The sequence below is a fragment of the Cellvibrio fibrivorans genome (assembly GCF_031457055.1).
Lineage (GTDB): Bacteria > Pseudomonadota > Gammaproteobacteria > Pseudomonadales > Cellvibrionaceae > Cellvibrio > Cellvibrio fibrivorans.
Genome location: NZ_JAVDVX010000002.1, coordinates 761,654 through 775,316, shown reverse-complemented (window position 1 = coordinate 775,316; position 13,663 = coordinate 761,654). Strand labels below are relative to the sequence as shown.

Genomic DNA, 13,663 nt, shown 5'->3' with positions numbered 1-13,663 from the left:
CCTATGCCAGATACTTGAGATGCCAGTTTGATAAGGTGTGCGGGCGGGGCTTGCTGCTGTTTCAACCATTTAGCCTGCAATTCCGGAATTATAGACCGGCAATGCCTTGCCGCGTTCCGGTGATTGATTTCAACTTGCGCGCAAAATCCGTACAATGCGCCGCTCGCCGACCCAGTCGCCGTTTGATCTACCCTCCCGCACGAGTTATGAGTCCATGAAAGAGTTACACGAACGCAAAGATCGCCTTGAATTTAACAAGCTGCAAAAGCGTCTGCGCCGCTTGACCGGTTCAGCGATAGTCGATTACAACATGATCGAAGATGGCGACAAGGTGATGGTGTGCCTATCAGGTGGTAAGGATTCATACACGATGCTGGATATCTTGATGAGTCTGCAAAAGACTGCGCCCATTTCGTTTGAGCTGGTTGCGGTCAATATGGACCAGAAACAACCGGGTTTCCCTGAGCACGTTCTGCCTGCCTATCTTGAGCAGGTGGGTGTGCCTTACCATATCATCGAGCGCGATACCTACAGCATCGTCAAAGAAGTGATTCCGGAAGGCAAGACTACCTGCGGACTCTGTTCGCGTTTGCGCCGCGGTACGCTCTATGGTTTTGCCGATGAGATAGGCGCGACCAAAATCGCGCTTGGCCATCACCGCGACGATATTATCGAAACCCTATTTTTGAATATGTTTTTCGGTGGCAAATTAAAAGCCATGCCGCCCAAATTATTGGCGGATGACAAGCGCAATATCGTCATTCGCCCGCTGAGCTATTGTGCCGAAGAGGACATTGCGCACTTTGCCGAATTGAAAGGTTTTCCCATTATTCCGTGCAACCTTTGCGGGTCGCAGGAAAATTTGCAGCGCCAAGTGGTGAAGGATATGTTGCAACAGTGGGAGCGCCAATTTCCTGGCCGTACCGAAACGATTTTTTCCGCAATCCGCAATGTGCAACCATCGCAGTTGGCAGATTTGAATTTATTTGATTTTGTAAATCTGAAAACCAACAAAGATGCATCTGTTGATGATTCCGGCACGGATTCTTGCAGCATATTGTCGCTGGCACCCCTTACTGACAATTCGGTTCAGTATGTTGATGTGTTGGATATTCATTGAGAAAAGTTAGCGATATCCGTGAAAAAGGCCTGATTGAAAAATCAGGCCTTTTTTCATTGTAAATTAATAAAAATTAATTTTTGGCGGTGAGATAAATCGTTAATTCTTGACCTGGATGAATGTAGCTTTCATCTTTCACTTTATTCCAGTTCAAAATATCTTTTTTGGATACATCAAATTTGCTGGCAATTTTGTGTAGGGTATCGCCGCTTTTAATTTGATAAGTGATTTTGTTATCTGCAGGTTGGGTAGCAGTTTTATTGACCACTAATAATTTTTGTCCCGGTTTTAATTTTGCGTTAGCCGGTAATTCATTCCACTTCAGCAAATTCTTAACGCTGGTATCGTGTTTTCTGGCGATGGTCCAAAAACTGTCGCCCGATTCGATGGTGTAGTAGGTGCCGGTATTTTTTTGTGAGCGCTGGGCTATCTCTTGTTCTGCTTGGATTGCATAGGGCGAGCTCATCGGCGACTGGCCGGGAATGCTTAAACTTTGGCCAACTTTTAATTGTGATGATTTGAGATTATTAGCGGATTGAATTGCAGCAACACTGGTTCCAAAACGTTTGGCGATTGCACCAAGAGTATCACCGGATTTTACTTTGTAATCGCCAGCTACTTGCATGGTGGCGATTTTGGGAAGCTTGTCGAGGTTCAGAGTAAATTGCGCGGCATCGGCAACAGGCACAAGAAGTTGGTGCGGACCAGTGGGATCAGTGATCCATTTGTTGTAGCCCGCATTGAGATTGCGCAGCTCTTTAGGGTCAATCTCCGCCATGCGTGCCGCTTGGGCAAGGTCAATTGGTGCGCTCACGTTCACAGTGGTGAAGTAAGGGTTATTGGAAATTTCACCCAGCTCCAGATCATATTTTTCGGGGTTAGCTATCACCTTGGAGAGCGCGAGCAATTGCGGAACATAGGATTGGGTTTGTTGCGATAACGGCAGCGACCAGAAATCTGTCCCCTTGCCTTGTTTGCGGTTTTTTTCAATCGCGCGGCGAATGGTGCCTTCACCTGCGTTGTAAGCGGCGATGGTCAACAGCCAATCGCCATTAAACATGGTATTCAGACGTTTAAGGTAGCGTACGGCGGCATCGGTGGAAGCAACTATATCGCGACGACCGTCATACCAATGGTTTTGCTTGAGTCCGAAATTGCGCCCGGTCTGTGGCATAAACTGCCAAACGCCAAGAGCCTTGCTGGGTGATGAGGCAAAAGGGTCATAAGCACTTTCAACGATGGGAAGGAGCGCCAGTTCCATTGGTAATCCGTTTTCACGCAGTTCATTCGCAACATAATAGAGGTAGGGTTTGCTTTGTTCTGTTACTCGATCAAGGTAGCGCTGATTGTTGGAAAGCCAGCGCAGATTTTTGTTGACCTTGGCATCACTGATTTCGGGAAAGCTATACCCATCTGCAATTTCTTCCCAGAGATTGCCGTAATCACCGGTGTGTTCTCGGAGTTTTGCACCCAGTTCGGATTCTTCGGGTGGAGTGGCGGGTTCTGTGGTGCTGGTATCAGCAACGGGTTCATCGGTCTTTTTCAAGGTGCTACAGCCAGCCAACGCAATAATCCAGGCAAAGCAGATGAGTAGCAACAGCGGGGAGCGGTTTTGATGGTTCATAGGGTCACTTGTCAGGGTTGCTTTTCCACCCCGAAGGGTTGGAAAATCCGGTTGATTTTGGCCTTCTTTATTCTTGCGTCTTAGGATTTTCATCCTATTAATTCGCCAAATAACGGCTATTTAGTGATTACCTTCGCCCTCCCTGGGGCTGTGGATCTCGGATTCTAGGTGCAGGCGTCGCATGGGTCAACGCCTAATTCGGAATAAGGGCAGCCGGTCACAACCTGCTTGAGAGCTGATCGGGAATTTGTTTGCGGTGCTTATCCTATTTAGTTTGGCAAAGCGTTTTTCAATTGGGCCAAGTGTCTTTGATTAGACGCAGAGCACCAAATATCTCTGCTGATGTTTCCGGTATTTGGTGCATTTCGTTTTCAATGAAGATTTTGATGCCAGGGTGTTGACAGCGCAAAAACGGATTTGTTCGTTTTTCCAGCAAAATATTCGAGGGCAGGGTGATACCGCCTTGCGCTCGGGTCTGTTTGACCTGCTCAAAGCGGGCGCAAAGTTCCTGGTTATCAGGCTCTACCGCGACGGCAAATGCCAGATTGGCTTGGGTATATTCGTGGGCGCAATAAATTTGGGTGTCGTCAGGAAGCGCTGCAAGTTTTTGCAAGGAATTCCACATAATTTCAGCAGTGCCATCAAATCGTCTTCCGCAACCACCTGCAAAAAGTGCGTCACCGCAAAATAGTAGCGGAGGTGATATTTCATTCCATGAAGACGAGAAATAGGCAATATGTTCCCAAGTATGACCAGGCACGCCAATGATCCTGAATGTAATTCCTGCTAACTGCAGTAAGTCGCCATCGTTGAGTTTGTGGGTTACTTGTGGGATGAATTCTGAGTCAGGGCCGTAAACGGGCACTGGCCACCGCTCCAGCAAACCTGCGATTCCCTGAATATGGTCGTGATGACGATGGGTGATAAGAATGGCAGCCAGTGTTAACTGATTGCGGACAAGGTAATCGATAACCGGCGCGGCATCACCTGGGTCTACCACGTAGACAGCGTTTGTATCAGCGCTAGGCTGAATCACCCAAAAATAATTGCTGTCGAGTGCGGGAATCGGGGTAATCATTAGCACGCTGGCGCCTCGCTAAAATGGTGCCCACTATTCTACGCCTCTCCTGCGGTATGTTTTAACGCTAATTTGTCCCTGGCTCTTGTGCTAGATTGTTGTCAGCCTTATATAAGAGCACTTGCAGTAGATGATGAGCGCGAAAAATGCATCGTAAGTTGATCAAAGCACCGCATCGATTACTAATCCGTTTTTCCGCCATCTGGAAAAAGCGTTTCGGTGTATTGCCCATGCGGGAGTCTATTGGTGACTTGACCGATTGGTTTGAATCTCCGCTTGGGCGTGCATTGCTGGAAGAAGAGCAGGAGGCAATTTCCGATGGTTTGCAGTGTGTGTTTGGGTACCATCTGTTGCAACTCGGAATCAGTGGGCGAGTGAACTTGACGGGAGAGTGCCGTATCTCCCACCGCTTTGTATTGCATCCCCAACTTGAAGATACGCTGCACAAAGATAACCAGCAGCTGGGTGCCTTGGCAGATTTCAATCACTTGCCGCTTGCGGCCGAATCCATCGATGCGGTCGTGCTCCACCATAGTCTCGATTTCAGCCAAAGCCCCCATCATTTATTACGCGAGGCAACACGCATCGTTATTCCCAAGGGGCACTTAATTGTGGTTGGATTTAATCCCTGGAGCCTCTGGGGATTGTGTGCGAGTCTGACGCGTATTGTGAAATCCCAACCGCGCTGGCGCTTTCAATATTTGCGTTTAGGTCGTTTGATGGACTGGTTGAAGCTGTTGGATATGGAGCCGATTGCGGTCTACCAAGGTTTTTTCCGGCCGCCGTTACCACAGGAAAATGCGATTAAACATTTGCATTGGCTGGAGCGCTGGGGTAAAAGGCTGCGCTTGCCTTGGGGTGGATTTTATATGGTGGTCGCGCGCAAGGATCATATCCCGCTGATCCCCATTAAACCTGCATGGCAACAATACCGCCCCTTGCGCGGTTTGGCGGTGACACGGATCCTCGGCCCCGCGCCCGGTTTGCGTTCGCACTTTCGTCTTTTGTCGCCACGATGAATACACCCAACTACAGGGTTACTTTTAAGACCTGACCTAAGGTTTAAGAACATGCGTCAAATCGTACTGGATACTGAAACTACCGGCTTGGAAACCTCCCAGGGGCACCGGATTATTGAAATCGGCTGCGTAGAGTTATTCAATCGCCGCCTCACGGGCCGCCACTACCATCAATACATAAAACCCGAACGTGAGATAGATGCAGGCGCACAGGCTGTGCATGGTATTAGCAACGCCATGTTGGAAGATAAACCGGTGTTTGCACGTATTGCAGATGAGTTTTTGCAGTTTATTGGCGATGCGGAATTGATCATCCATAACGCCGCGTTTGATATCGGCTTCCTCAATTACGAAATGAATATGCTGCGCCCGGGTTTTGGCAGCATCAGCGACCGCTGCCATGTCATAGATACTTTGTTGATGGCGCGCGCCAAGCATCCCGGTCAGAAGAACAACCTGGACGCGCTCTGCAAACGCTATGGTGTTGATAACTCCCAGCGCGAGTTGCACGGCGCTTTGCTCGATGCCGAAATTTTGGCCGACGTCTATCTTTTAATGACCGGCGGCCAGACTGCCTTATCCCTTGGTGGTAACCAATCCAAAAACGAAGATGGCGGCGACCAAAATGAGCTGCGTAGACTGGCGCCCGGTCGCAAGCCCTTGCCGGTTATTTTGGCCACGGAAGAAGAGCTGGTATTACACGAACAAAAATTGGCGGTGATTGCTAAAAGTAGTGGCGACAATTGCGTTTGGCTGCGCGAATAAGCAGCGGAAAAATTCCGTTGGCATACCAAGTAGAAAAAATGATCAAGTGAGAGATGTTTGGCAATCTCCCGGACTTGCCCCGCTTATTTGTGCGGCAGCGGTGAAATAAGGCCAAACATGGTATAGAGTCAATGTGACTTGTATGTATTGCTTGGCTTGCCGCCGTTGTGTGCGAGCCCCAACCCGTTAAGAGACAAACGCCAGGATGTTATTGTGAGCACAACAGAAACCTTAAATCTCGCCTCCCTCAAAATGGTTCAGGACGAACTGGTTGCCACCATTGAGCAATCGGCCATCCGCTTGGAGCAGTTTTCGCAAGATCGCAACAACGGCGAGCTGCTGCAAAACTGTATTGATGGTATCAAACAAATTCGCGGCATCCTCAGTTTGATCCAGCTGCGCGGTGTGGATTTGTTGGCCGAAGAGCTGGTCATCCACATTACCGATATCACCTTGGGTGAAGACGAAAAAACTGATGCGAAATTGGAGTTGCTGACATCCAGCTTTTTTATCCTGCCGCGCTATCTTGAATACTGCACACAAACCGCGCGCAGCATGGCGATGCTGTTGATTCCCCACATAAATGAATTGCGTCTGGCCCGCAAGGTGGCGCCGCTGCCGGAAAGTTATTTTTATCCGTTGCCCTCTGTAAAAGCGAACCGCAGTTTGGTTGCTGCGCAGCAATTGCCGGAAGATTTGAGTGTGCTGGTGCGCCGCTTGCGCCACATGTACCAAACCGGTTTATTGAACGTCCTTAAAAATGTGCAAACAAAAGCCTCGCTGGGCATGATGACCCGTGCATTGCAACGCTTGGAAGCTGCTGCCGCTGGCAGTGTGCTCAGCAACTTCTGGTGGTTGAGCAGCGCTACACTGGCAGCACTCGCTGAAAAAAATATGCGCCTGACCAAAAGCCGCAAAATGCTTCTCAGTGCAATCGAGCGAGAAATAAAGCGGTTTCAGTTTGAAGGTAAAGCTGTCTTCACTCGCGAAGTAGAGCCAGCGTTGCAAAAAGAATTGGTTTACTTGCTTGCGCTCTCTCATTCTGAGCAGGAGGTTTCCAAAACCGTTTTGTCTGCTTACGGTATGCCATCGTTAAGTTACACCGAGGCAGAACTTGCACGTGAAATGGAGTTCCTCAATGGCCCCAGCGCCAATACCATCAGTTCGATGGTCGCTGTGTTAACCGACGAGTTGCACAGCACCAAAAATATTCTCGAGCGCGCTGCGCAGGGCGGCGCTGAACTTTTGAGCGAATCGCCAGAATTATTGGAAACCCTTAAAAAAGTGGCCGATATTTTATCGATTGTGGGTCTGGTATCGCCAAGCAATAGCCTCAAACAAGAAATCGAAAAGATCGCTGTATGGCAAGCCAATCATACACCTGTCACACCCGATGAATTGCTGGTGGTTGCCGATACCCTTTTATACGTCGAAAGCACTATTGCCGGATTGCATAACGCCAATCTGTCTGATGAAAAAGTGGCACAGATCAATGCGCTGTCGCGCGATGCGGCAATGGCCAATAACCAAATCGCTGAAGCTGAAAAAATCGTTATAGATGAGGCGGAAGCTGGTTTGTCGATGGTCAAGCGTGCGCTTACCGCATTTGCAGAATCCAATTACGACAAAGGCCATATCCGCAATATTTCCGGCATACTGGATTCAGTGCGCGGTGGTATGTTCTTATTGGGGTTGTCGCGCGCGGCGAACGTACTTGCAGGTTGCATGCGTTTTGTCGATGAGGATTTATTGGCTTCGGATCAGCATCCCGCAGTGCAACATCTGTTAGAAACTTTTGCCGATGCAGTTATCAGCCTTGAATATTATCTCGATGCAATCAAGCTTGATAAAAATGCTGATACCAGTGTATTGCAAATTGCCGAAGAGAGTTTGCAAGCGCTGGGCTACAACGTCTAATCATGTCTTTCCGTTTTGATCCCGCTTCATTTGAATTTCACGCCTCCACTATAGCGCCGGTTGTTTCCCGCAACCGGCGTTTTATTATTGTCGCGGCATCGCCTGCTTATCGCTGCGACCAGCTGCTTTGCGATACCTATGGTCATTTGTTGCTCGCCAATGAATCGCATCTGCAAGACTTTGGTTTAACTCTCGCAAGTGAGCACTATTTGGGTGTCCTCAACGGCGAGGATTTGTGGGTCAAGGTATTTGCTTCCGGTGTTTTGCCTGGGGAGTATCAGTGGCTCGGTTTGCGTTCGCAGCTAGAGATTTTATCGGCAAGTGAATTTCAGTTGGCGGGGCGCGCCCTGCAGGTCGCGCAATGGTTTTATGATCATCGCTACTGCGGCCGTTGCGCGCGCGAAACTTTGCAGGATGATGTCGACCGGGCCAAAGTCTGTAGTGCGTGCGAACTCCGTTTTTACCCGCGCATATCCCCTTGTATGATCGTACTGGTTACTCGCGGAGAAGAATTGTTGCTTGCACATCATCAACGCTCTACAAGGGTGATGTATTCAACTCTGGCAGGATTTGTGGAGGCAGGGGAAAGTGTCGAGGAGTGTGTTCGCCGCGAAATTTTGGAAGAGGTAGGTGTAACAGTCGGCAAGTTGGAGTATTTCCGCAGCCAACCTTGGCCATTCCCCAGCCAATTAATGCTCGGCTTTTTTGCAGAATATGAGGGGGGCGATATCCATATTGACCCTACGGAAATTGTGGATGCGAAATGGTTCCGTTACGACCAGTTGCCTCAGACGCCAGCACCCGCTAGTGTAGCGGGGCAATTGATCGCTCATCACATCGAGCGCTTGCGTCAAATCAACCCTCACCATAAACAATAACAAGCTGTTAACACAGGTAGGACATTTATGATTTTTACCTTACTGGCGATTCTTATTGGTCTTATTGCTGCCTATCTAGCGTATAACGCGGTGAGCCTCCTCTGGAAAAATTCCTGGTTTGTCGGTTTTTGCCGGGGGATGTTTGGTTTGGCATTGCTGGCTGCAGGCACACTAGTGGCGCTAACTGCTTATGATGTCTACAGCTACAAGCAAGTCTTGCAAGAGCAGGTGGTCGCCACCATTAACTTTGACAAGATCGAAGACCAGCATTATTTTGCGGTGCTCTCCGATAAGGATGGCAAAGAGCAGCGTGTTGAGATACGCGGTGACCAATGGCAACTGGATGCGCGTATTGTGAAGTGGAAAGGGTATCTTTCTACCTTTGGTCTCAAGCCCGCATTCAGGCTCGAACGTTTGAGTGGCCGCTATTACGATATCGAGCAGGAAACCACCTCCAAGCGCACCGCTTACACCGTGCATGACAGCTTGTACGGTGTTGATGTTTGGAAAATTTTTCATTCCAATCCTGGATGGGTGCCAGTTGTTGATGCCGTTTACGGCTCAGCTACCTACTTGCCGATGAAAGATGGTGCTTTGTTTGAAATCAGCCTTTCCAATACCGGTTTGGTGGCGCGCCCCATAAACGAAGTTGCCCGTGAAGCAGTGGCAGAATTTAATTAATTTTTGTTGTCCCCGATTCATTTCATTTAAAAGTTGTACGGAGTTTACCCTTTGGAATTTTTAACAGAGTACGGTTTGTTTCTCGCCAAGACGATCACCTTCGTTGCGGCCATTGTTGTCATAATTACAGTTGCGGTATCAATGGGTGGGCGTAACAAAAAGTCAGATAAAGGGCATATTGAGGTGACCAAACTCAATGAGAAGTTTGATCACCTGCGCGACTCCTTGCGCGATGCCATGTTGGATGACGAAGAGTACAAAGAGTTTGAAAAAGCGGAAAAGAAACGCTTAAAAGAAGAGAAGGCACAAAAGAAGAAAGCTGCCAAAGAAATGGCAAAAACCAAAACTGACGAAACCGCCAGTGATGCCGCAGAGACAACGAAAAAGCGTATCTTCGTGTTGGATTTTTACGGTGATATTAAAGCTTCCGAAGTGGAATCGCTGCGGGAAGAAATCAGCACCGTCTTAACCCTCGCTAAACCTACTGATGAAGTGGTCGTAAAAGTAGAGAGCGGTGGTGGCATGGTGCATAGTTATGGTTTGGCATCGAGTCAGTTGGCGCGTATTACCAACAAAAATATCCCACTCACAGTATGCGTTGATAAGGTTGCTGCCAGCGGTGGATATATGATGGCCTGTGTGGCCAATAAAATTGTTGCCGCACCTTTTGCAATCCTTGGATCTATCGGTGTAGTTGCGCAGCTACCCAACTTCCATAAACTGCTCAAGAAAAACGATATTGACTATGAAATGTTTACCGCTGGCGAGTACAAGCGCACAGTGACCATGTTTGGTGAAAACACCGAGAAAGGTCGCGCAAAATTTGTAGAAGAACTGGAGGACACCCATGTTCTGTTTAAGGAATTTGTCAGTGAACATCGCCCACAGGTTGATGTAGTAAAAGTTGCTACGGGTGAGGTATGGTTCGGCCGTCGTGCAATAGAAGTCAACCTAATTGATGAATTGCAAACCAGTGATGAATATTTATTCGCTCAAGCTGAGAATGCGGATATTTATGAAGTTGAATTCACTTACAAAAAATCCCTGCCTGAAAAACTGGGCTTTGCTGCCCAAGCTGCAGTAGACAGATTATTAATGACCTGGTGGGAGCGGCTGAATATCAGCCGCTGGTTCTAACCTGATGTTTTGACTGCGAGCGGTGCCTGAGGGCACCGTTTTTGTTTGCATACCTTTTTGTTTGTATAAAAGTATTTGTCTGAATATGACGGGAGCAATCAATGATTTTCTCAACCACCAAACTCCAAATGCCCGCACGCGACCAAGCCTTGAAGGGCAGGGAAGATGTTATGCGTGTTGATAATCAACACGCTGTAAAGAATGCGACTATCAAACCGCCGTTTCCCGATGGACATGAACAGATTGTATTTGGCTTGGGTTGTTTTTGGGGGGCGGAGCGCAAGTTTTGGCAGCAGCCGGGGGTTTATACAACGGCGGTGGGGTATGCAGCAGGTTATACGCCAAACCCAACTTATGAAGAGGTGTGCAGTGGTTTAACCGGGCACAATGAAGTTGTATTAGTGGTCTTTGATCCCAAAGAAACCTCACTGGAAAAATTATTAAAGGTATTTTGGGAATCGCACAACCCAACCCAGGGTATGCGGCAGGGTAATGACCGTGGCACCCAGTATCGCTCGGGTATTTATTATTTTAATGAAGCACAGCGCGAATTGGCTGAGCAGACAAAAGCGGCTTATCAGGCCGCCTTAAATGAAAAAAATATCGGCGAGATAACCACCGAAATTTTACCCGCCAGCGAATTTTATTACGCTGAAACCTATCATCAACAATACCTGCATAAAAATCCCGGTGGTTACTGCGGTTTGGGCGGTACAGGTGTTTGCTACGCTGACGATTTTTAATCGTGTTAAATATCATCGTCATACCCGCGAGCGCGGGTATCTATTACTGTTGAATAAATATTACATCGCCTCGTAATAGGGGCCACTGCCACCCTGAGGTGGCACCCAGGTAATATTTTGTGTGGGATCTTTAATGTCACAGGCTTTGCAGTGGATGCAATTGGCGGCATTGATTTGCAAGCGCGATGTTTTATCTTTTTCGATAATTTCATACACGCCCGCCGGGCAATAGCGTTGTTCAGGTGCTGCATAAAGCGCGAGATTCGTCGCAATCGGTATAGTGGTATCGGCTAATTGTAAATGAACTGGTTGATCTTCCTCGTGTTGGATATTGGCTAAATAAATTGACGCCAAACGATCAAAGGTGATTTTCCCATCTGGCGCAGGATAATTAATGGGCTGCGCATCTTTTGCCGCAACCAGTGTTTCATGATCCGCCTGTTTATGTTTTAACGTCCACGGAAGGGTAATGCCAAGTGAGTGCAGCCACATATCCACACCACCGTATAAAGTCCCTCCAATATTCCCCCATGCCGAAAGCGCCGGTTTGATATTGCGCACCTTATATAAATCTTTCCACAGCCATGAGGAGCGAATTTTTTCCGGGTACGCATGCAATAGCGGCTCGTATTGGTCGTGCGCCAGAGCGGCAATAATAGTGTCCGCCGCGAGCATGCCGGATTTCATTGCATTGTGTGAACCTTTAATTTTTGGCACATTGACAAAACCCGCGGAACAACCAATCAACGCGCCACCAGGGAAGATTAATTCCGGTAGCGATTGCACGCCGCCTTCATTAATGGTGCGCGCGCCATAAGAAAGTCGTTTGGCATTCTGTAATAAAGGTTTAATGGCCGGATGGGTTTTAAAACGCTGGAATTCCTCAAAGGGATTTAAATAAGGATTGCGGTAATTTAAATGCACCACAAAACCCAGCGCAATTTTATTGTCAGTCAGGTGATACAAAAATCCGCCGCCGCCGGTGTGGTTATCCAGCGGCCAGCCCTGTGTATGCAGCACCGAGCCTTCATTGTGTTGGCTCGGGTCAATACTCCAAACTTCTTTAAACCCTAAGCCGTATTTTTGCGGCTCGGCATTCGCGCGCAAATTAAATTTTTGCTCCAGCGATTTTGCGAGTGATCCCCGTGTACCTTCTGCTATCAACGTATAGCAAGCATGTAATTCGATTCCGGCAGAAAACGTATTCTTATGGCTTCCATCGCGTGCAACGCCCATATCGCCGGTGATAATGCCTTTAACACGGCCATCATCACCATAGAGAATGTCGCTGCCGTTAAAACCAGGAAATAAATCTACGCCTAATTCTTCTGCTTGCGTTGCTAACCAACGGCAGACTTGCCCAAGGCTTACAATATAATTGCCGTGATTATTCATTAGCGGCGGTAAGACCGCAGCGGGAATTTTGTAATGGTTATTTTCAGTCAGCCATAGGAATTGATCCTGTTTCACCTCTGTTGTGATAGGTGCGCCTTTGCTTTTCCAATCGGGAATTAATTCATTCAATGCTATAGGGTCAATCACTGCGCCGGATAAAATCTGCGCACCGACTTCAGCGCCTTTTTCCAACACGCAAACACTCAGGTCGCGCCCCTGGTCACTGGCAAGTTGTTTCAAACGAATGGCAGCAGCAAGGCCCGCAGGGCCGGCACCGACAATCACTACGTCATATTGCATTTGATCGCGTTGGGTCATAACAAACTCAGACAGAAGAGGTGATAGAAGACGTTAAACGTATTTCGTCACTGCGTTTTATATTGGCGGTGAGCGTGCGGCAATAATCGAGAAAGGCAATCATCGCTGGTGTTTGGTAACGGTTTTTATGCCACACAAACATAAATTGGCGACGCAAATCCAACATGGGTGTTTTAATTTCTACCAAGCTTCCGCGCTTGAATGCATCGCGCACGGCCAAGCGTGAAATGCAACCAATGCCCAGTCCGGATTCTACCGCGCGTTTAATTGCCTCAGTGTGTTCCAGTTCCAAACGAATTTTTAATTGAGGTAAATAGTGGCGCAATGCCTGATCGAAGGTTTCGCGAGTACCCGAACCTTGCTCGCGCAATATCCAGGTGGCCGCTAACAACTCATCTATTGTTGCTGCACTTTTAGTGGCGAGCGGATGGGAGGGTGCGCAAAATACCGCGAGCTCATCGTCAATCCAGCTTTCTGCTTGCAGCTCTGGGTGATGGCAGCTGCCTTCAATTAATCCTAAATCTAATTCATAGCCTGCAACCTGCTGCAAAATCGCCTGGGTATTTTTTACCTGCAGCGCGATATGGCAATCCAGATGATTCTGCATAAATTCGCTGATGATCATAATTGCCAGATAGTTGCCGATCGTGAGGGTCGCGCCGACATTCAAATCCCCCAGCGCCGACTTTCCCTCCAATAGCTGCTGGATTTCGCCCGCTTGGGTGAGCAAGCTGCTCGCAACAGGTAACAGGGTTTTACCCAAAGCGTTGAGTTTAAGCAGCTTGCCGTTGCGGTCAAAGAGTTGGCAATCAAACTGCCGCTCCAATTCGGCCAGCGCGGTGCTGGCGGCGGATTGGGATAAAGCGACCATTTCTGCCGCACGGGATACGTTTCCGGTGCGGGCGATGGCCACAAAGATCTCTAGTTGGCGCAGCGTATATCTCATATCTACTCTGTGAATATATAAAATATGGATTATCAATTTAAC

12 protein-coding genes are annotated in these 13,663 nt (G+C 48.3%); 8 read left to right on the top strand and 4 right to left on the bottom strand.

Annotated features, from left to right (window positions below):
- The first annotated feature begins 214 nt into the window (after nt 1-214).
- Nucleotides 215-1,120 carry a tRNA 2-thiocytidine(32) synthetase TtcA gene (ttcA, locus tag J2X05_RS08195; protein WP_310071081.1) on the top strand — a complete coding sequence of 302 codons (906 nt, stop codon included), beginning with the start codon at nt 215-217 and terminating at the stop codon, nt 1,118-1,120.
- Nucleotides 1,121-1,193: 73 nt separating this feature from the next.
- Here ttcA and J2X05_RS08190 read toward each other — a convergent pair whose 3' ends face one another.
- Nucleotides 1,194-2,744, bottom strand: a complete 1,551-nt coding sequence (locus tag J2X05_RS08190; RefSeq protein WP_310071080.1) for a lytic transglycosylase — start codon at nt 2,742-2,744, stop codon at nt 1,194-1,196.
- Nucleotides 2,745-3,033: 289 nt separating this feature from the next.
- The gene (gloB, locus tag J2X05_RS08185) at nt 3,034-3,822 is read right to left on the bottom strand and encodes a hydroxyacylglutathione hydrolase (RefSeq protein WP_310071357.1); all 789 of its coding nucleotides are present in this window, start codon (nt 3,820-3,822) and stop codon (nt 3,034-3,036) included.
- A gap of 146 nt (nt 3,823-3,968) precedes the next feature.
- Between gloB and J2X05_RS08180 the strand changes: the two genes are divergently transcribed.
- The 7 genes from J2X05_RS08180 to msrA all read left to right on the top strand — a co-directional run bounded on the left by J2X05_RS08180 (nt 3,969) and on the right by msrA (nt 10,962).
- On the top strand, nt 3,969-4,841 hold the full coding sequence (locus tag J2X05_RS08180; RefSeq protein WP_310071078.1) for a methyltransferase domain-containing protein: 873 nt from the start codon (nt 3,969-3,971) through the stop codon (nt 4,839-4,841).
- 51 nt (nt 4,842-4,892) lie between these two features.
- Nucleotides 4,893-5,606, top strand: coding sequence for a DNA polymerase III subunit epsilon (dnaQ, locus tag J2X05_RS08175; protein WP_310071077.1), 714 nt, complete (start codon nt 4,893-4,895; stop codon nt 5,604-5,606).
- A gap of 213 nt (nt 5,607-5,819) precedes the next feature.
- Nucleotides 5,820-7,523, top strand: a complete 1,704-nt coding sequence (locus J2X05_RS08170) for a FimL-related protein (protein ID WP_310071075.1) — start codon at nt 5,820-5,822, stop codon at nt 7,521-7,523.
- A gap of 2 nt (nt 7,524-7,525) precedes the next feature.
- Nucleotides 7,526-8,401 (top strand): NAD(+) diphosphatase, encoded by an 876-nt coding sequence (nudC, locus tag J2X05_RS08165; RefSeq protein WP_310071073.1) that lies wholly within the window; start codon nt 7,526-7,528, stop codon nt 8,399-8,401.
- A 27-nt stretch (nt 8,402-8,428) separates the two neighbouring features.
- A complete protein-coding gene (locus J2X05_RS08160; protein ID WP_310071071.1) occupies nt 8,429-9,082 on the top strand; it encodes a peptidoglycan DD-metalloendopeptidase family protein in 654 nt (217 codons plus the stop codon).
- A gap of 51 nt (nt 9,083-9,133) precedes the next feature.
- The gene (gene sohB / locus J2X05_RS08155) at nt 9,134-10,219 is read left to right on the top strand and encodes a protease SohB (RefSeq protein ID WP_310071068.1); all 1,086 of its coding nucleotides are present in this window, start codon (nt 9,134-9,136) and stop codon (nt 10,217-10,219) included.
- Nucleotides 10,220-10,320: 101 nt separating this feature from the next.
- The gene (gene msrA, locus J2X05_RS08150; RefSeq protein ID WP_310071065.1) at nt 10,321-10,962 is read left to right on the top strand and encodes a peptide-methionine (S)-S-oxide reductase MsrA; all 642 of its coding nucleotides are present in this window, start codon (nt 10,321-10,323) and stop codon (nt 10,960-10,962) included.
- A gap of 60 nt (nt 10,963-11,022) precedes the next feature.
- On the opposite strand, the gene J2X05_RS08145 is transcribed toward msrA, so the two are convergent.
- Both J2X05_RS08145 and J2X05_RS08140 read right to left on the bottom strand, forming a co-directional pair.
- Nucleotides 11,023-12,675, bottom strand: coding sequence for an electron transfer flavoprotein-ubiquinone oxidoreductase (locus tag J2X05_RS08145; protein WP_310071063.1), 1,653 nt, complete (start codon nt 12,673-12,675; stop codon nt 11,023-11,025).
- 7 nt (nt 12,676-12,682) lie between these two features.
- The gene (locus J2X05_RS08140; protein ID WP_310071061.1) at nt 12,683-13,621 is read right to left on the bottom strand and encodes a LysR family transcriptional regulator; all 939 of its coding nucleotides are present in this window, start codon (nt 13,619-13,621) and stop codon (nt 12,683-12,685) included.
- Nucleotides 13,622-13,663: the final 42 nt, after the last annotated feature.

Excerpts from the sequence above, each read along its gene's own strand:
- ttcA (WP_310071081.1), top strand. The coding sequence starts at position 215 with ATGAAAGAGTTACACGAACGCAAAGATCGCCTTGAATTTAACAAGCTG.
- J2X05_RS08190 (WP_310071080.1), bottom strand. The coding sequence starts at position 2,744 with ATGAACCATCAAAACCGCTCCCCGCTGTTGCTACTCATCTGCTTTGCC.
- gloB (WP_310071357.1), bottom strand. The coding sequence starts at position 3,822 with ATGATTACCCCGATTCCCGCACTCGACAGCAATTATTTTTGGGTGATT.
- J2X05_RS08180 (WP_310071078.1), top strand. The coding sequence starts at position 3,969 with ATGCATCGTAAGTTGATCAAAGCACCGCATCGATTACTAATCCGTTTT.
- dnaQ (WP_310071077.1), top strand. The coding sequence starts at position 4,893 with ATGCGTCAAATCGTACTGGATACTGAAACTACCGGCTTGGAAACCTCC.
- nudC (WP_310071073.1), top strand. The coding sequence starts at position 7,526 with ATGTCTTTCCGTTTTGATCCCGCTTCATTTGAATTTCACGCCTCCACT.
- J2X05_RS08160 (WP_310071071.1), top strand. The coding sequence starts at position 8,429 with ATGATTTTTACCTTACTGGCGATTCTTATTGGTCTTATTGCTGCCTAT.
- msrA (WP_310071065.1), top strand. The coding sequence starts at position 10,321 with ATGATTTTCTCAACCACCAAACTCCAAATGCCCGCACGCGACCAAGCC.
- J2X05_RS08145 (WP_310071063.1), bottom strand. The coding sequence starts at position 12,675 with ATGACCCAACGCGATCAAATGCAATATGACGTAGTGATTGTCGGTGCC.
- J2X05_RS08140 (WP_310071061.1), bottom strand. The coding sequence starts at position 13,621 with ATGAGATATACGCTGCGCCAACTAGAGATCTTTGTGGCCATCGCCCGC.